Consider the following 17,267-nt stretch of genomic DNA (forward strand, 5'->3'; position numbering starts at 1 on the left):
TGACTTTTTGGGAACTGAAATGATTCGAGTTATAGCAATTCTTGCTTGCATAATCATGTTACAAGGCTGTATCACTAAAATTGTGACAGTTCCCGTCAAAGTTGCTTATAAAACCACAAAAGGTGTGGTTAAAGGCACTGCTGCGGTTGTAGGCGCTGTTATTCCTGACGGGGATGATGACGATGATAAGAAAAAACAAAAGGATGATTAAGTTCAAGCTAGATGCGTAATGAAATCTTGCATGGTTATTTAATCCATCATCGAAAATATAGAGAACGTAGTCATATTGTGCACTTATTTACACAAGAGCATGGTCGTGTCGACGGTATTCTTAGACAAACCCCACCACCACAATACCAACCGATTACTTTGCAAGCATCGGGAAAATCCGAGCTTAAAAACTTTTCAAAACTCGAAATACTCAATCAACCGATTTTCTTTTATGGGGATGCTTTCTTTTCGGGCTTTTATTTAAATGAACTGCTGCTTCGTTTATGTCCGCTTGAAGAAATGATGTCTGAAACATTTCAGCAATACCATTTAACTTTACAACATTTACAAAAATTGGCTGAACATCCACAAGCTGATTTATTTCTTCGACAAATTTTACGCCAGTTTGAACACGCACTGTTAGAAGAGCTGGGTTATCCGCTGGATTATGGGCATGATTCAAATCAACAAGAGATTATGCTGACCCAACGTTATCAATTTCAATTGGCGGAAGGCTTTACACCAGTGTCATATACTTCGTCTGGGACGTTGTTGGGCCAACAAATTCTAAGCATGGCAAATTATGAAAAGGGTAGGGATTTTAGCCCAGAACAGTTACAATTATTGGCTAAACTCTATCGACAAATGATTACTTCACTTTTAGGTGATCGACCATTAAAAAGTCGTCAGCTTTGGGTTCAAAACGCTCAATCTAAAACGTTGAGCCGTTAATTTTAATTTATTGGTTAATTAGGAGAATGTTATGGCTGCATTGCTAGGTGTAAACATTGACCATGTTGCAACCCTCAGACAAGCACGTGGAACGACTTATCCTGATCCTGTGAAAGCTGCATTAATTTGCGAACAAGCAGGGGCGGAAGGCATCACTTTACACTTACGTGAAGATCGTCGTCATATTCAAGATGATGATGTGCGCCGTATGCGACCTGTATTGACGACAAGAATGAACTTGGAAATTGCTGTAACTGATGAAATGGTTGCATTTGCAAAAGAGATTCAACCACATCATGTGTGTTTTGTGCCAGAGAAACGTCAAGAAATCACCACAGAAGGTGGTTTAGATGTGCTTGGGCATTTTGAAGATGTTAAAGCTGCGACTCAGGCATTAACTGCAATTGGTTGTGATGTATCTTTGTTTATTGATGCTGATTTTGCACAAATCGATGCTGCAATTGCTTGTGGTGCACCCACTATTGAATTACATACGGGTGCTTATGCAGACGCTAAAACTGCTGAAGCTCAACAGATTGAACTCGAAAGAATTATTAAAGGTACAGAGTACGCAGCATCTAAAGGTTTGGTCGTCAATGCTGGTCATGGTTTGAATTTGGACAATGTGGCTGCAATTGCTGCAATTCCTCAGATTCATGAACTCAATATTGGACATTCGATTATTGCCGAAAGTGTTTTTGTCGGTTTGGAACAAGCAGTGAAGGACATGAAGGCCGCACTTCATGCAGCTGGTTAATTTAATTTTTGATTTACGTTGTTGAATATTGATCATGTCGAATATGAATTATGATGAGCTTATGCAACCTGTGATTGCTTTTTTAGGCTGTGAAACGCCAAAGGCATGGTTGGATGAGGCATTGAACAATCTCCCATTGCTCATGCAGGATCATGCGAATTGTGAAAAGAAAGCGGCTGGAACAGCAATGAACTTGATGTTTCGCTACAGTTTTTTTACCGATTTGCAGATCAAATTAGCGCAACTAGTGCGTGAAGAAATGTTGCATTATGAACAAGTGTTAGAGTTTATGAGCAAACGTGGTCAAGAATGGAAAGGTCTGAGTGCAGGTCGTTACGCAGGTGGTTTGCGTAAAGAAATTCGTACTTATGAACCAGAAGCTTTGATTGATGTTTTGGTGATTGGTGCGTTTGTTGAAGCACGTTCTTGTGAACGATTTTATGCCTTAGCACCATTGGTAGATGATGAGTTGGGTCGTTATTACCGTTACTTGCTGAAATCTGAATCTCGTCACTATGAGGACTATTTAGCTTTGGCTTTAGATGTTGCTAAAACTGCTAAATTAAAAGATCCAGAAGAGGATATTCAGCAACGCATCGAATTGATCCGTGAAGTAGAGAAGGATTTGATTTTAACGCCTGATAAGACTTTCCGTTTCCATAGCGGTGTGCCTGCTTAATTACTTATCTGATTAAAAGCTGAATTTAGAAAATAGACCAAAGCATTGCTTTGGTCTATTTCATTGTGCTGTTTAATAAAAACCTGATGGAACTGTTGCTTTAGTTTGTCACACGCTGTGTCTAGTTTTGAAATAAAAAAAGCCCACTTTGATAAGTGGGCTTTTAGAATTTGGCTCTCCAACCTGGGCTCGAACCAGGGACCTGCGGATTAACAGTCCGTCGCTCTACCGACTGAGCTATTGGAGAATCTGAATGCGATTATAAGGATATATCTTTATGGGTCAAGCCTTTCCTGTCATCTTTTCTTCATTTGTACACTGTATGCTTTTTATTTGAACAATCTATAGATAATTTAAAAAAATTGATTCTGACAGTTGCAATAGTGAAACGGTCTTGTTAGATTAAAACCATAAAGAGTGTTTAAGTTTGACTTAAACAGTGTGGATTTAAAACCAACTTGCCAGCACTAAATGGCTAAATAGGAGACAGCGAATGAATACGCTTACTATTTCTCAAATTTTTGAAAATTTCTCAGTCTACAAAGAAAATTACCTTTCAATCCTGCAAGATCCTGAACAATATTTTATCCAAGTTGAACAAGCCTATTTAGATGTTTGGCCATTTACTGAAAAAAAACTGTATTTGGGCGATCTGTTGCAGCTTTGGTTTAGTGAAAAATGGCTCATTAATACACCGTGTCGATTATTAAATTCATCCAGTCGGGTTTCATCAAGTTCAGACACGCAGGCTACTCAAAAACCAGTTCAACGGACACAAGATTTTTATCTGTTCCAATTGAGTGGAAGTACCTTATCAGGTTCTAACCATGCGCAAATCTGGTCAGTTTCAGAACAAAAAGTGCTTTATGTTTCTTTGGATCGCATCTTTAAATATTACTGCTATTTTGAATCGATTGAACGCCCAAAAAAACATCCTCAAAATCCATTTAAATTGTTTCAACACGCGATTTAATCAAACGCATTGAGAACGCTTTTAAGTGTGACTTTAAATCTGCTTAAAAGCTTCAATTGCTCGAATACGACTTTGTTTTAAATCCACAATTGGCTTTGGATAGTTGAGTTCTATATTGGGATTTTTTGCATAAGGTTCATGAATGGTTTTTGCGTCTAAATCTGCAAGTTCTGGAACCCATTGTCGAATGTAATCACCTTGTGCATCAAATTTCTGCGATTGGCTGATAGGGTTAAAAATACGGAAATAAGGTACGGAATCAGTTCCTGTGGATGCACACCATTGCCATCCGCCGTTATTGGCAGCCAAATCCCCATCAATAAGATGTTGCATAAACCATTGCTCACCTAAACGCCAATCAATCAATAGGTTCTTGGTGAGAAACATGGCGACAACCATACGGATCCGATTATGCATCCAGCCTGTGTGAAGTAACTGGCGCATACCTGCATCGACGATCGGAATCCCTGTCTGACCTGTTTGCCAAGCGCTTAAATCATTTGCAGCATCACGCCATTGTAGTTGCTGTGTTGGCATTTTAAAGGGCAAGTGCTTTGACACACGCGGGAAATCAAACAGAATATGCTGATAAAACTCACGCCAAAGCAGCTCATCGAGCCATGTTTGTTGTCCAATATGATCAATAGAAAAATGTCCAAATTGTGCTCGAAAGAGGGCATTGAAACACTGTCGAATTGAAAGGATGCCTATATTTAAATAGGCTGAAAGCTGGCTGGTGGCTTCAATTTGGGGGAAATCACGTTCAAGTTGATAATGACGGACTTTGTTTTCAATAAAATCATCCAAGAGATTCAAAGCATATTGTTCGCCAATTTGCCACTGCTTGTTGATCTGATTCGGATCGAATGTAAAACCAAGCTCGGCCAAAGTCGGCAGGCTATTGTTATCCAACTTGCCCACATCTATTGCATCATTTAAGGCTTGAGTTTCTGGAATAGGAAAGCATCGAGGGATCGAAATACTCAGTTGTTCATAGCAGTATTTTTTAAATGCACCGAAGACTTGATAGGGTTGATTGGATTTATTGCGAATTGAACCGACAGGGAACAGAGTGCGATCATGATATAAAACCAAATCACGGTTACTTTGATTCAGTTGTGTTTGAACTTGGAAATCTCGATTTAATTCATTAACACCACACTCAATATTGGCGTGTACATTTTCAATGTCCAGTTTTTGACAGAGTTGATCGATCTCTGCTGCAATGTTTTCCCATAAGGGGATGCTGCGGATAATCAGCGGAATTTGAATAGAAGCAAGTTCTTGTTGAATGGCTTGAATTTGACGTAAATAGAAATCAAGCTTAATCGGTGCATCATCATGCATTCGCCATTGTTCAGGTGAAAGAATCACCAGTGCAATTACAGGACCGCTTTGCGCTGCATGCCATAGGGCAGTATGGTCTTGAATACGTAAGTCTTGACGGAACCAAAGAAGTTGTTTTTGCATAGGATTGATAGGAATGGATTCATTCACACTAGGTTTTCATCAATTTAAACCAATACGTATAAAAAAGGCAAAGTAAAAACTTTGCCTTTTCGATCAGATCAAGCAGATCTTAGTGGTGATGACCACCTGCACCGTGTACATGACCGTGCTCTAATTCTTCTGGAGAAGCATCACGAACTTCTGCGATTTCAACTTCAAAAGTAAGATCTTGGCCAGCTAATGGGAAGTTAGCATCAACGATGATGTTGTCACCTTCGATTGCTTTAACAGTAACGATTTGAACACCGTCATCAGTTTGAGCTTGGAACTGCATACCAGCTTCAATGTTCTCAACACCTTGGAACATTTGAGCAGGAACTTCTTGAACGAGGTCAGGGTTGTATTCGCCATAACCTTCAGCAGCTGGGATAGTTACTGTAAATTTGTCACCTACAGTTTTACCTTCTAAAGCTTTTTCTAAACCAGGAATGATGTTACCTGCGCCATGTAAATATGCAAGTGGTTCACCTTGTGATTTATCGAGAGTTTCACCCTCAGCGTTAGTCAGCGTATAGTGGAAAGAAACCACGTTGTTATTTGCAATAGCAGTCATGTTATTGATCCATTCGGTAATCGATAATTTTAAGGCTACATCATAAAGTGAAAAGCAATTTTTGTAGACTAAAATTACTAAAAAATTGCATTTTCATCTGTATTTTGACCATTTTTTCATAAATATGGGCAAAAATTTAAATTTCAATGCAATTTTATTTTTGGCGCGATTTTTCGTGTAACAAAATCTTTAGCCGTTAACAAGCCTGCATGAGCATAGCCATATATCGTCGCTTGATGAATACGATATAAAGACACATACATCGATTTTGCCACGAAACCTTGAACATTGACCTGACCAAGTAGTTCACCGACCGCTCTATTTTCACTGAGTGATACCAGTGAGCCTTTGTCTGCGAACTGGAACATTGGCTGTGGTCGTCCTTTGATGCGCGCATTCATTGCATCTACTAGAAACGAAGCTTGTTGACTTGCGACTTGTGCACGTGGACCAAGTGGTGCTTCTCTTGCATCTAAGATACAGTGGGCGCAATCACCAAAGGCAAAAATGTTTGGATCAGCCTGAGTCTGTAAAGTTGCGTATACGTTTAAACGCCCCATGCGATCTTTTTCAAAGCCTGCTAAATTGGCAATTACTTTAGGGGTTTTTATCCCTGCTGCCCAAACTTTTAATTGTGCTTCTACGGATGTGCCATCACTAAAATAGACTTTTTCAGCATCTACTTTTTCAACACGTTTGCCCGTTAATACATCTATTTTCATTCGTTGTAATTGCTGTGTGGCATGCTCTGCCATTTTTTCAGAAAGTGCTGGTAAGATACGATCAGCGCCTTCAACCAAAGTAATTTTGACATTGTTTGGGTTAATTTTATTTAAACCATATTTATAAAAGTTCTGTTTGGCTTGAACCAACTCAGCTGAAAGTTCAACACCTGTTGCGCCTGCACCAATCACGGCAATGTGTAATTCACGATCAATATTTTTATTTTGAGCATCTAAATACAAGTGTAGTAAGTCCTGTTGGAAGACTTCTGCTTGTTGGCGACTGTCGAGATAATGACAAAATTCTTTAACCCCAGGCGTATTAAAGTCATTGGAGACTGAGCCGACAGCCAGAATTAAGGTGTCATAATGCAGTGTGATTTGCTCTTGATTGGATTCATATTTACTGGTTTGGGTTTTGCTGAGCTCGATGGTTTTGTTATCACGATCTAAATGTTCAAAACGACCCAAGACAAATTCATAGTGATGCTTGGCTGCATGCGCATAATAATTGGTTTCTTCATCACTTGGGTTCATGGTGCCAGCTGCAATTTCATGCAGCAATGGTTTCCAGATATGGGTGAGTTTTTGGTCAACAAGGGTGATTTTGGCTTTTTTACTCTTTCCAAGCGTATCACCGAGTTGTGTCACCAGTTCTAAACCACCAGCGCCACCACCAACAATCACGATATGATGTAGATTTGACATAGAAAACCTAAATTGTTGTTATGAAAATAGAATGGCATAAATATGCCATTCTATTTAATTGTTTAGGTTTTTTTTGTATTACAGGTTACATAATTATAATAAATCTAAGTAAATTGGTTGGTTTTAATTAAATTCCAAAAATCGACTTGATCCATTCCATTAAACGCTCAAACCAAGAGGCTTGTTCAATATGCACTTCATCTTCAATATCAAAACTTTGAATCAGTTGATTGTTTTGGTAAACATTCACTTTTGCCAAATGCATGATCTTTTCTAAAGGTGCGGTAAGTGATGTCTCATTCAGTTCAACATTCAAATGGGTTTGAGTTGTTGTAAGCGGTTCAACTGCTGCCAAGAGACCATTTGCCTCAGTTTTCATGATACGGCTATTTACAACATCAAAAGTCGCTAAATCAATTGGTGTCGCATCGTTATATAAAGATGTGGTAATGAGTTGAGGTTTTTTTGCTTCAACCTTAAACATTTTTAAGGTGGATTTAACTACAGGAAGCTCAGCAATCAATTGTTTGTCTTTAATTGCGACTTCATCACGGGTGTAGGCATAGCCCAAGTTTAACAGTTTATGTGCAATTTCCGCGCGTTTAACTGCACTTTTTGCACCCATCACCACCACAATTAAACGACGATCAGGAGACTCTGTAATAGCAGAAGGACGATGCGCTGTCAGTGCTAAGTTATAGCCGGCTGCTTTAGTAAAACCCGTTTTTAAACCATCTACACTTGGATCAGACTTTAAAACAAGGTTGGTGGCATGATGAAAATGTTGGTTATAACTAAAACTTGGCATCACTGAATAATGCATATATTCAGGGGTTTGTGATGTTACTGCTTGACCTAAGATCGCCATATCATGAGCTGACGAAAAATGATCAGGCATGGTAATGCCCGGAGGGTTGGCAAAATGAGTATCCTTCATTCCCAAGGCTTGTGCTTCTTGGTTCATACGAGCAACAAATGCGGGTACGCTACCTGAGATACGTTCTGCCAGCGTTACTGCTGCATCATTGGCAGACATCACAATCAATCCAGCAAGAAGTTGGTCAATTGAGATTTGCTCACCTTGCTTCAGGTACATTTGAGATTCATCCCATTGCACGATCTGAACTACAGGGGTTGCAGTAATAATCTCTTCTTTTTTGATATGACCTGCTTTGAGTTCTTTCAACGCAATATAGGCGACCATCATTTTGGTCATGGATGCTGGGGCACGCTGTACATGACTATTATATTCAGCAATGGTTTGACCCGATTGTGTATCTAATATTGTCCAAGCTTCAGCTTCAACAGATTGCGGATTAATATTAAGTAAAGCGGCGTTAACAAACGTGGAGCAAACCAAGCCAGTTATCGCGATAAAAGAAGCAAGAATTTTCAACAGATTTACCTTTAAGCCAATCCTATGGCAAGAGTGCATAAACTTTGCGAATGCTATGCCTTTTTTGCACTCTTCGCTAGTCAGAATCGTAGACAATTGCGACTAAAATCGCCTGACTTTGTAAAAAAATGCTAATCTAATTGGTAATTTCTCACTGTCTATTTTCGAATATATATTTATGTTGCATTATCAGATTGAATTTGACGATTACCGTCAGCACCTCATTCATGTCACATTGCGCTTTCTGGCGAACCCTACTCAAGTTTTGTCACTTCCTACATGGATTCCTGGTAGCTATTTGATCCGTGAGTTTTCTAAACATATCGAATCTGTGAAAGCCTATGATGAAGCGGGTCGTCAACTGCAAATTAATAAGTTTGAAAAAAATAAATGGCGTTTATATAACACCGACCATGAACTGATTACTGTTGAATATGATGTTTATGCCTATGACCTTTCTGTACGTGGCGCATATGTCGATCAAACCCGTTTATATGTCAATCCTGCTTGTGTCTGCCTAGGGCTACAAGACCAAGAAGAATCAGCAATCGAAGTTGAAGTATTTTTACCTGAAGAATTAAAGCATTTTCAAATTGCCACAGGTTTAGAGTCAAGAAGCTTGGTGAAAGGGCGCTATACCTTAAAAGCCAACAATTATGCACAATTGATTGATGCACCATTCGAATTGGCGGATCAAACCCGTTTTAGTTTTGAAGCGAATGGGATTCCACATGAATTTGTGGTTTCTGGTCAGCATACAATGAATGCAGCGCGTATGAAGCAAGACCTTGAAAAAATCTGTAGTACAGAAATTTCAATGTTTGGTTCAGCACCTTTTGAAAACTATACTTTTATGACTATGGCGACTGGCAATAGTTATGGTGGTTTAGAGCATCCGAATAGTACCAGCCTGATTTCGCCACGTGATGATTTTCCTAAAGCAAATGAACCTGTAGAGCCTTCTGCGGATTATCAACGCTTCCTTGGGTTGTGTAGTCATGAATATTTTCATTCATGGTTGGTTAAATTTATCCGCCCTGAAAACTTTGCAAATTACGATTTAGATCAGGAAGGCTACACCTCACTGTTATGGATTTTTGAAGGTTTCACCTCTTATTATGATGATTTGATTCTGTATCGCAGTGGTGTGATTTCTCAAGCATCTTATTTAAAGTTGCTAAAAGGGCAAATTGATCGTTATCTACAGAATCCGGGACGTTTTATTCAATCTGTTTCAGAGTCTAGTTTTGATGCTTGGATTAAATTTTATCGTCAGGATGAAAACTCAAATAATGCTGGGACCAGTTATTACAATAAAGGCTGTTTGGTTGCACTCAGTTTAGATTTGGGTCTACGTTTACGTGGTTCTAGTTTGGATGCGTTAATGCGCCGTTTGTATGAAAATACCCAAAAGGGCATGCAAGTCAATGAGCGTACGATTGTCGAGCTGTGTAATGAACTGACTGGCGATAATTGGATTGAACAGATTAATCATTTGATTAATACCACAGATGAATTACCACTGGATCAATTGTTCCCTGAATTTGGTTTGAGCTATAGCTTGCAAAATGAAAAAGCACTTCCATTTGGTTTAAAAGTTGCTGAAAAAGCTGAGGGTGTCATTATTCAGCAAGCGCGTCGTGATGGTGTTGGTGCAAAAGCGGGGCTGTCTGCCAATGATGTGATCATTGCGATTGATGGTTTAAAAGCGTCTGAAAAACTTTTAAACCAATATGCAAAACAGCAAGGTCAATTTACGGTTTATGCATTCCGTCGTGATGAGTTTTTACAATTTGAGTTGCAAGGCGGCGAAGTTGCGTTGACTACGGTTGAGTTGACTGTATTAGATCAAGCCAAAGCTGAGAAATGGTTAAAGGCTTAATTAAGTTGTGTACCCCAAAAAACCGATGTTAAAACACATCGGTTTTTTTTCGCCTAAAATTTAACGTGGTATGATCAATCAATTACCACGATATGTTGAATATCCATAAGGGCTAATCAACAGTGGAATATGATAATGTTCAAGACTTCCATCAATCACAAAAACCACAGGAACTTCTGGGAAAAAAGCACGTTGGTTATTTTGTTTAAACCATTCACCAGTTTGAAAAGTAACCTTGTAGACACCTTTATCTAAGGCTTTGTTTTCAGGGTATAAGGATGAAATTCGTCCATTACTATCAGTACTTCCCTCATTAATTTTTACCCATTTATCTTTTTGTTGCGCTTCAAGAATGACTTTAACATTGCTTGAAGGTAAGCCATTTTCAAGATTTAATACATGTACGCTTAATGGGTTTTGGGCAAAACAAAGCCCAGAAAATAGGGTTGCTGAAATAGCTAAAGTTAATTTTTTCATCATCAATTTTTACTAAGACTAAAATCACTATGTTAAGGTCAAGTTGAAGTGTTGCCGTTAAAAAAATGTAAAATTATATTAATCGTTAAAATTTAACGATGTATGGGGAATTAAATAATTTTGATTTAACAATAAGATAGATAATTAAAATAATAGATAAAACAGTATTGTTGAGAGGTTTTCAAATGAAATGCTTAGGCTTGCAAACGAGCCTTTCTAAAAAATGATGCGTATTTTATTTAAATGCTTGCATAAGTGAGAAATCGATTTGACTGGATAACTACCCTATAAAAATTTTGACAGATTTAAACTTAGCTACTGTTCTTGGCGATTTATACGACTATTTATAATGTGATTTGAGGCAGTCAAAAAACTGAAGCAAACCTTAGCCTTGTGGTTTTTTAAATGGCATAGTCAAAGCTTATTGTTAAGTTTATATAAATAAAATATTAATCAACTATTTATAGTTGGTGCTTAAATCTAGTCCAGTATGTACTTTGTCGTGGTCTAACACGATGTGCAATCATACATTCGATAGTGAGAAGGAAAATATAATATGAAAAAATCTCTTTTCAACATTCCACGGATAGTTTTGTGTTGCGTTTTGCTATTGGCGACATCTGTTGCACGTGCAGACGGTACAGGCAAGCTACAGTTTTTATATACGGCTTATTTAGATGTACCTGCCTTAATTTCAAATATGCTTGCGTCCTGTGAGCAATTTGATCCTTCGACGAGAGTTGAGTTACAACGATTGTATGATCAGTGGAATCAAAAGCATGGACGTTATCAGAAAGAGTTGCAACAGCTCTTATTTAAGTTGCTTAGCGAACAAATGGGAGAAGCAAAAGCACAGGAGTTCATTGTCCACCTTAAAACAGAAGTTCAGAATGAGTTAGTAAATATGTATTTTCCGCAGAATCATACGTGGACTGACAACTGGTATTGTACAAAGGGACTACCTGATGAATTGACAGGAAAGGGCTTAATGTTGGATTACGCAGACTATGTAAAGGAACTCAAGCAGAATCTAGATGAACTTAAGCAGAAAGTAAAATAACGACACCGCCCTAATTTTAAGCGGCTTTTTGATTTTGAAATCAGTCAAAGTCGCTAAGTCGATAAATCAGCAATGATTTATTTCAACCGAAATCTGCAACAACAGTAAAACGAGACAAATAAGCTAAAGCGTCATCCATTTTTATATTCATTATTCCCAGTTAAAAGAAATCAACATATTTGTCATTAAACTTTCTAACTGTATATTTTAAAATCATTCAACAATAAATTTATTCTAAATTTTGAATTCATAATACAAAAAGGTAATGTCAATGAAAAAGCGTTTCTTAAAGCTCATCACAATTGCATGTGGTTTAGGCGTAGCTCCTCTTGGATTTGCTGCAAATTGTTCAAGTACAATTAGCAATAATGCTGTGGCAAACTTAACTGTCCCAGCAGGTGCAACATGTACTTTAAATAGTACATCTGTTGATGGAAATGTGAATGTACTCAATGGTGGGAGTTTGATTTTAAATAATTCTTCAGTGAGTGGAAATGTGCAAGCCAATACAGCCAAAGTATTAAAGTTAGTCAATTCTTCTGTTGAGGGGGATGTGCTTGCAGGTCAGGTATCGTCAACATTGAGTTTAAATAAATCCATGATTTCAGGAAACTTACAATGTTCCACACTGACGAAACTACAAAGCAGTATGAGCAGTGTTGAAGGTAAAACTACAGGGAAGTGTCGTTAAAGATTAAAAATATCTGTAAAAAAGCACTCAATATTGAGTGCTTTTTGACGTTTAAATTTGTGAACGATGACTTAAGCTTCGATGGCTTGTACCGCAATTTTTTTCGCTGGATCAACTTTACGACGTACCACTGGAACAGGTTCACCATAATATTGACGATCTGCAAAATAGCTTGAACGAACCATTGGAGCAGCCCAGATATTTCTGAAACCAAGCTTGTGACCGTGTGCAGTATAACGCTCAAATTCTTCTGGTGTGACAAAACGGTCAATTGGTGCATGTTCTTTAGAAGGCTGTAAGTATTGACCAATTGTCACATAATCAACACCGTGTGCATGTAGATCATCTAACAGGGCAATCACTTCTTCTTCGGTTTCACCAATACCCACCATCAAACCACATTTTGTTGGCACATCAGGGCAGTATTCTTTAAACATTTTTAATAAGTTTAAAGAATGTTGATAGTCTGAACCCGGGCGCATCGCTTTATAGAGGCGAGGTACCGTTTCGATGTTATGGTTAAATACATCTGGTGGACATTCAGTCATGATACGCAGTGCAATATCCATACGACCACGAAAATCAGGAACCAATATTTCTAATAATGTTTTTGGACTGAGTTGACGTGCTTCTTGAATACAATCAACGAAATGTTGCGCACCACCATCTAAAAGATCATCACGGTCTACAGAGGTAATCACTGCATACTTTAAACCGAGATTGGCGATGGTTTCTGCCATATGACGAGGTTCATCAGGATCAAGTGCATTTGGACGACCATGTGCAACATCGCAGAACGGGCAGCGACGGGTACAAATATCACCCATGATCATAAAGGTTGCAGTACCACCACCGAAACATTCTGGAAGGTTAGGACAAGCCGCCTCTTCACACACAGTATGTAATTTTTGTGCACGTAAAGTGGTTTTGATTCGTTGAACTTCATCAGGCGCAGCCATTTTGACACGAATCCAATCCGGCTTTCGTGGTGCTTCAACCGTGGGAATAACTTTTACAGGTATACGAGCAACTTTTTCCGCGCCACGTAATTTGACACCCTGTTCTGGTTTACGGTTCTCTGACATATTCAACTTTTCCACTGTTTTCTACGGGGGAGATTATGCTCATTATAGCGGAAATGCAAAAAGATAGGGCAAAAACACTATTCATATACTAAATGTCGTTATCACAGAATATATGCATGCGAAATACAGAAAATTGTTTTGGTTTAGGTCATAATATCGCATAAGACAAGATATAGACTGAATTTACTATAAGGAGCTTTGAATGCCACGTAAGAAAGAAGTCGTTAGTGGGAAATTTGTGAAATACGATGCGGTCGTACTTGGCTCTGGTCCTGCTGGTGAAGGCGCGGCAATGAAGCTTGCTAAATCGGGTAAGCGTGTTGCAATTGTAGATATTCGTGAGCAACTTGGTGGTAACTGTACCCATGTCGGCACCATCCCAAGTAAGGCTTTACGTCAGACAGTTTCAAGTATTATCCGTTACCAACGTGATCCAATGTTTAAAAAAGTAGGGGATTGGAAACAATTCACTATGAAGCAAGTTTTGCGTAATGCGCATAAAGTGATTCAACAGCAAGTTGATACACATTCACGTTTTTATGACCGTAACCATATTGATGTATTTCACGGTCGCGCATATATCCAAGATAAAAATACGGTGATTATTTTTAGCGAAGATGGTGTTAAAGAAACTTTAGTTTTCAAACAGCTTGTGGTTGCAACAGGTAGCCGTCCTTATCACCCACAAGGTTTAGACTTTAATCATCCGCGTGTATTTGATTCAGATAAAATTTTAGATCTGGATTATCCAATTCATAAAATTATCATTTATGGCGCAGGTGTAATTGGTTGTGAATATGCATCTATCTTTATTGGTTTAGACCATAAAGTTGACTTGATCAATACACAGCATCAGCTGCTCAGTTATCTCGATGATGAAATTGCAGATGCGTTGTCTTATCACTTACGTGAACAAGGCGTGTTGATGCGTCACAATGAGCAAATTGATCATTTAGAAACGTTTGATGATCATGTGGTCTTGTATTTGCAAAGCGGTAAAAAAATTAAAGCTGATGCCATTCTTTGGTGTAATGGCCGTTCAGGAAATACCGATGGTTTAGGTCTTGAAAATGTAGGTATTACACCAAACAGCCGTGGGCAACTTGCGGTAAATGATCAATATCAAACCGAAGTTGAAAATATCTATGCAGCAGGCGATGTTGTGGGTTGGCCGTCCCTTGCTTCTGCAGCATATGACCAAGGTCGTTGCGCTGGTTCAAATATGAGCGGCGAAGAAAATGTTAAACCAGTGAAAGATATTCCAACGGGGATTTACACCATCCCTGAAATTTCATTCTTTGGTAAAACTGAAAGTCAGTTAACTGCTGAAAAAATTCCATATGAAGTTGGACAAGCATCATTCCGTCATTTGGCACGTGCGCAAATTACAGGGGATACCGTTGGTGAACTTAAACTGTTATTCCACCGTGATACCTTAGAGTTATTAGGTGTGCATTGTTTCGGTAATAATGCGGCTGAAATTATCCATATTGGACAGGCTGTGATGCAAAGTGGAAACAATACCATTAAGTATTTTGTTGAAACGACATTTAACTATCCAACAATGGCAGAAGCCTATCGTGTGGCAACATTGAATGGTATGAATCGTTTGTTCTAAACAAATATTCAGAATTAAAAACCCGTAAGTCATCTTGCGGGTTTTTTATGCCATATTTAAAAAATTTGATGTATGAACTGCATAGTCTTAAGTGGTTCAAAGGTTTATCATAGCGGCAGTTAAACTTGTGGATGACGCTATGAAAATTGTTGCAGATGAAAATCTAGCATTTACTGAATATTTCTTTTCAGAATTCGGAACCATTCATCAAGCAGCAGGACGCAATTTGACTCATCATGATGTGAATGATGCAGATGCGTTATTGGTACGCTCTATAACAAAAGTCAATGAACAGTTGATCCAAGATACAGCACTAAAATTTGTCGGTAGTGCAACCATAGGGACAGACCATTTAGATATTCCAGCATTAGAAAAGCACCAAATCGCATGGTCAAATGCGGCTGGTTGCAATGCACAAGCCGTTGCAGAATATGTCATCACGGCTTTACTGTATCTCAATCAGGATTTTCTAGATTTAGGGAAAAAGTTTACTTTAGGCATTATTGGTTTAGGCAATGTGGGAACACGATTAGCATATATGGCTCAGTTGTTGGGCTGGAATGTCATTGGCTATGATCCCTTGGTACAACGAGAAAATGTTCAGCAAGTTGAATTTGACGCTTTATTAAAGAAAGCCGATGCGATCAGCATACATGTGCCTTTAACCCAAACAGGGCCGTTTGCAACACATCATTTAATCAATGCTGATGCATTGGCGCTAATGCAGCCTGAAACCATCTTAATTAATTCTGCGCGTGGTGCTGTTGTTGAAGAAGCGGCATTAATGGCAGATATCTTAAAAACACGTCGTAAAGTGGTGTTGGATGTATTTGAACATGAGCCTGAGATTTCACAACGTCTATTGGATTTAATTACAATTGTGACGCCACATATTGCGGGTTACAGTCTGGAAGGTAAAGCACGTGGTACTCAGATGATTTATGACGCATTTTGTAAAACATTTGCCTATACCGCGCATAAGAAATTTGAATCACAATTACCGGCATGTGAACAATATTTTTATGGCAATAACATTAAACAAACGCTAAAAAAATACTTAGCTGAAATTTACAATATTCAGCGAGATGATGAAAATTTAAGAGATTGCTTAAAGGACGGCAAGGTGGATCAAAAAGCCTTTGATTACCTTCGTAAAACTTATCCTTTGCGCCGTGAATGGGCTGCTCATGGAGGGCCAAAAGCATGAGCATAGATTTTAAACCAACATGTGATATTCAGGCGCTTAAAGCACGAGCAAAACTCTATAGACAAATTCGCCAATTTTTTATTGAGCGTGATGTTTTAGAGGTTGAAACTCCGATCTTGTCTCAAGCGGGTGTAACCGATGTCCATCTGGCTTCTGTACAGGCTCAGCGTCATCTACATGGCAAAAAACAAACGCATTATTTACAAACTTCACCAGAGTTTGCCATGAAGCGTTTATTGGCGAGTGGCAGTGGCGCGATTTATCAAATTTGTAAAGTTTTTCGAGATGATGAACATGGGCGTAAGCACAATAGTGAATTTACCATGTTGGAATGGTATCGTCCGCAGTTCAGCTTGAAAGATTTAATGTTAGAAGTCACTGATTTATTGAATGTGGTTTTGGCTGAACGTTTTGGTGAAGTTCGACCAACCGTACTCAGTTATAAGCATGCATTTATTGATCGTTTGGACTTGAATCCACTGCAAGCAACGTTGCAACAATTAAAAGATGCGGCACACCGTGTAGGACTCAATCTTGATTTGGGTGATGATCGTTTAGCCTATATTGATTTGTTATTTTCTCATATGGTTGAGCCAAGTTTAGGTTTTGATACGCCGGTATTTTTAACTGATTTTCCCCCAGAATTGGCCTCTTTGGCAAAGACCAAACTGGATGAGGATGGTGAGTTCGTTGCTGCACGTTTTGAGCTCTATATTGAAGGGTTAGAACTCGCCAATGCCTATGATGAGTTGATTGATGCTGAGGTTTTGCGTAGTCGTTTTCAAGCAGATAATGCAGAGCGTGAAAAGCTGGGCCTACATGTGATGCCAATCGATGAGTATTTGCTCGCTGCTTTACCGAATATGTCGGAATGTGCGGGTATAGCTTTGGGAATTGATCGTTTGTTAATGGTGGTGATGAACCAAATGAAGTTGGAAAAGGTGATTACATTTCCTGCGGATGTGTCTTGAAATAATGTCGTTTTGGACCATAGGTAGATATTTATTC

The 17,267-nt window shown here is 38.7% G+C and carries 17 protein-coding genes and 1 tRNA gene; 11 read left to right on the top strand and 7 right to left on the bottom strand.

The genetic code is table 11. From position 1 onward, the window contains the following. The first annotated feature begins 19 nt into the window (after positions 1-19). From L3V46_RS06445 to L3V46_RS06460, 4 genes are read left to right on the top strand one after another with little or no spacing between them, the layout of a single operon-like run. Positions 20-211 (top strand): NF038104 family lipoprotein, encoded by a 192-nt coding sequence (locus L3V46_RS06445; RefSeq protein ID WP_004717085.1) that lies wholly within the window; start codon positions 20-22, stop codon positions 209-211. Between the two features lie 11 nt (positions 212-222). Next, complete coding sequence (gene recO / locus L3V46_RS06450; RefSeq protein WP_004717082.1) at positions 223-942, top strand: DNA repair protein RecO; 720 nt, start codon at positions 223-225, stop codon at positions 940-942. Positions 943-973: 31 nt separating this feature from the next. Further along, on the top strand, positions 974-1,699 hold the full coding sequence (gene pdxJ, locus L3V46_RS06455) for a pyridoxine 5'-phosphate synthase (RefSeq protein WP_004717080.1): 726 nt from the start codon (positions 974-976) through the stop codon (positions 1,697-1,699). Positions 1,700-1,733: 34 nt separating this feature from the next. Continuing rightward, complete coding sequence (locus L3V46_RS06460) at positions 1,734-2,378, top strand: tRNA-(ms[2]io[6]A)-hydroxylase (protein WP_239045232.1); 645 nt, start codon at positions 1,734-1,736, stop codon at positions 2,376-2,378. A gap of 171 nt (positions 2,379-2,549) precedes the next feature. On the opposite strand, the gene L3V46_RS06465 is transcribed toward L3V46_RS06460, so the two are convergent. Next, positions 2,550-2,625: transfer RNA gene (locus L3V46_RS06465), tRNA-Asn, on the bottom strand. A 246-nt stretch (positions 2,626-2,871) separates the two neighbouring features. On the opposite strand from L3V46_RS06465, the gene L3V46_RS06470 reads away from it, so the two are divergent. Continuing rightward, entirely contained in the window at positions 2,872-3,351 is a 480-nt protein-coding gene (locus tag L3V46_RS06470) for a hypothetical protein (protein ID WP_239045233.1), read from the top strand. A 33-nt stretch (positions 3,352-3,384) separates the two neighbouring features. On the opposite strand, the gene L3V46_RS06475 is transcribed toward L3V46_RS06470, so the two are convergent. The 4 genes from L3V46_RS06475 to L3V46_RS06490 all read right to left on the bottom strand — a co-directional run bounded on the left by L3V46_RS06475 (position 3,385) and on the right by L3V46_RS06490 (position 8,239). Continuing rightward, entirely contained in the window at positions 3,385-4,821 is a 1,437-nt protein-coding gene (locus L3V46_RS06475; protein ID WP_239046757.1) for a deoxyribodipyrimidine photo-lyase, read from the bottom strand. A 109-nt stretch (positions 4,822-4,930) separates the two neighbouring features. Next, a complete protein-coding gene (locus L3V46_RS06480; RefSeq protein WP_004717066.1) occupies positions 4,931-5,413 on the bottom strand; it encodes a peptidylprolyl isomerase in 483 nt (160 codons plus the stop codon). Positions 5,414-5,556: 143 nt separating this feature from the next. Continuing rightward, on the bottom strand, positions 5,557-6,843 hold the full coding sequence (locus tag L3V46_RS06485) for an NAD(P)/FAD-dependent oxidoreductase (RefSeq protein ID WP_239045234.1): 1,287 nt from the start codon (positions 6,841-6,843) through the stop codon (positions 5,557-5,559). Between the two features lie 127 nt (positions 6,844-6,970). After that, positions 6,971-8,239 carry a D-alanyl-D-alanine carboxypeptidase PBP6B gene (locus tag L3V46_RS06490; RefSeq protein ID WP_239045235.1) on the bottom strand — a complete coding sequence of 423 codons (1,269 nt, stop codon included), beginning with the start codon at positions 8,237-8,239 and terminating at the stop codon, positions 6,971-6,973. A gap of 178 nt (positions 8,240-8,417) precedes the next feature. Between L3V46_RS06490 and L3V46_RS06495 the strand changes: the two genes are divergently transcribed. Continuing rightward, entirely contained in the window at positions 8,418-10,121 is a 1,704-nt protein-coding gene (locus L3V46_RS06495; protein ID WP_239045236.1) for a M61 family peptidase, read from the top strand. A 78-nt stretch (positions 10,122-10,199) separates the two neighbouring features. Here L3V46_RS06495 and uraH read toward each other — a convergent pair whose 3' ends face one another. Further along, a complete protein-coding gene (uraH, locus tag L3V46_RS06500; RefSeq protein WP_081407419.1) occupies positions 10,200-10,601 on the bottom strand; it encodes a hydroxyisourate hydrolase in 402 nt (133 codons plus the stop codon). 553 nt (positions 10,602-11,154) lie between these two features. Between uraH and L3V46_RS06505 the strand changes: the two genes are divergently transcribed. Together L3V46_RS06505 and L3V46_RS06510 are read left to right on the top strand one after the other, a co-directional pair. After that, positions 11,155-11,658, top strand: a complete 504-nt coding sequence (locus L3V46_RS06505; RefSeq protein WP_239045237.1) for a hypothetical protein — start codon at positions 11,155-11,157, stop codon at positions 11,656-11,658. 271 nt (positions 11,659-11,929) lie between these two features. After that, the gene (locus tag L3V46_RS06510; protein WP_239045238.1) at positions 11,930-12,349 is read left to right on the top strand and encodes a hypothetical protein; all 420 of its coding nucleotides are present in this window, start codon (positions 11,930-11,932) and stop codon (positions 12,347-12,349) included. 71 nt (positions 12,350-12,420) lie between these two features. Here the strand turns inward: L3V46_RS06510 and lipA are convergent, their stop codons facing one another. Then, positions 12,421-13,434, bottom strand: coding sequence for a lipoyl synthase (lipA, locus tag L3V46_RS06515; protein ID WP_004717052.1), 1,014 nt, complete (start codon positions 13,432-13,434; stop codon positions 12,421-12,423). A 202-nt stretch (positions 13,435-13,636) separates the two neighbouring features. Between lipA and sthA the strand changes: the two genes are divergently transcribed. The 3 genes from sthA (at position 13,637) to epmA (ending at position 17,230) form a co-directional block, all read left to right on the top strand. Beyond that, on the top strand, positions 13,637-15,052 hold the full coding sequence (gene sthA, locus L3V46_RS06520; protein ID WP_004717049.1) for a Si-specific NAD(P)(+) transhydrogenase: 1,416 nt from the start codon (positions 13,637-13,639) through the stop codon (positions 15,050-15,052). A gap of 139 nt (positions 15,053-15,191) precedes the next feature. Continuing rightward, the gene (locus L3V46_RS06525; RefSeq protein ID WP_239045239.1) at positions 15,192-16,259 is read left to right on the top strand and encodes a 4-phosphoerythronate dehydrogenase; all 1,068 of its coding nucleotides are present in this window, start codon (positions 15,192-15,194) and stop codon (positions 16,257-16,259) included. After that, a complete protein-coding gene (gene epmA, locus L3V46_RS06530; RefSeq protein ID WP_239045240.1) occupies positions 16,256-17,230 on the top strand; it encodes an EF-P lysine aminoacylase EpmA in 975 nt (324 codons plus the stop codon). The genes L3V46_RS06525 and epmA overlap by 4 nt, the downstream gene beginning before the upstream one ends. Positions 17,231-17,267: the final 37 nt, after the last annotated feature.

Origin of the sequence: Acinetobacter sp. AG3 (assembly GCF_022343575.1) — a bacterium.
Taxonomy (GTDB): Bacteria; Pseudomonadota; Gammaproteobacteria; order Pseudomonadales; family Moraxellaceae; genus Acinetobacter; species Acinetobacter guillouiae.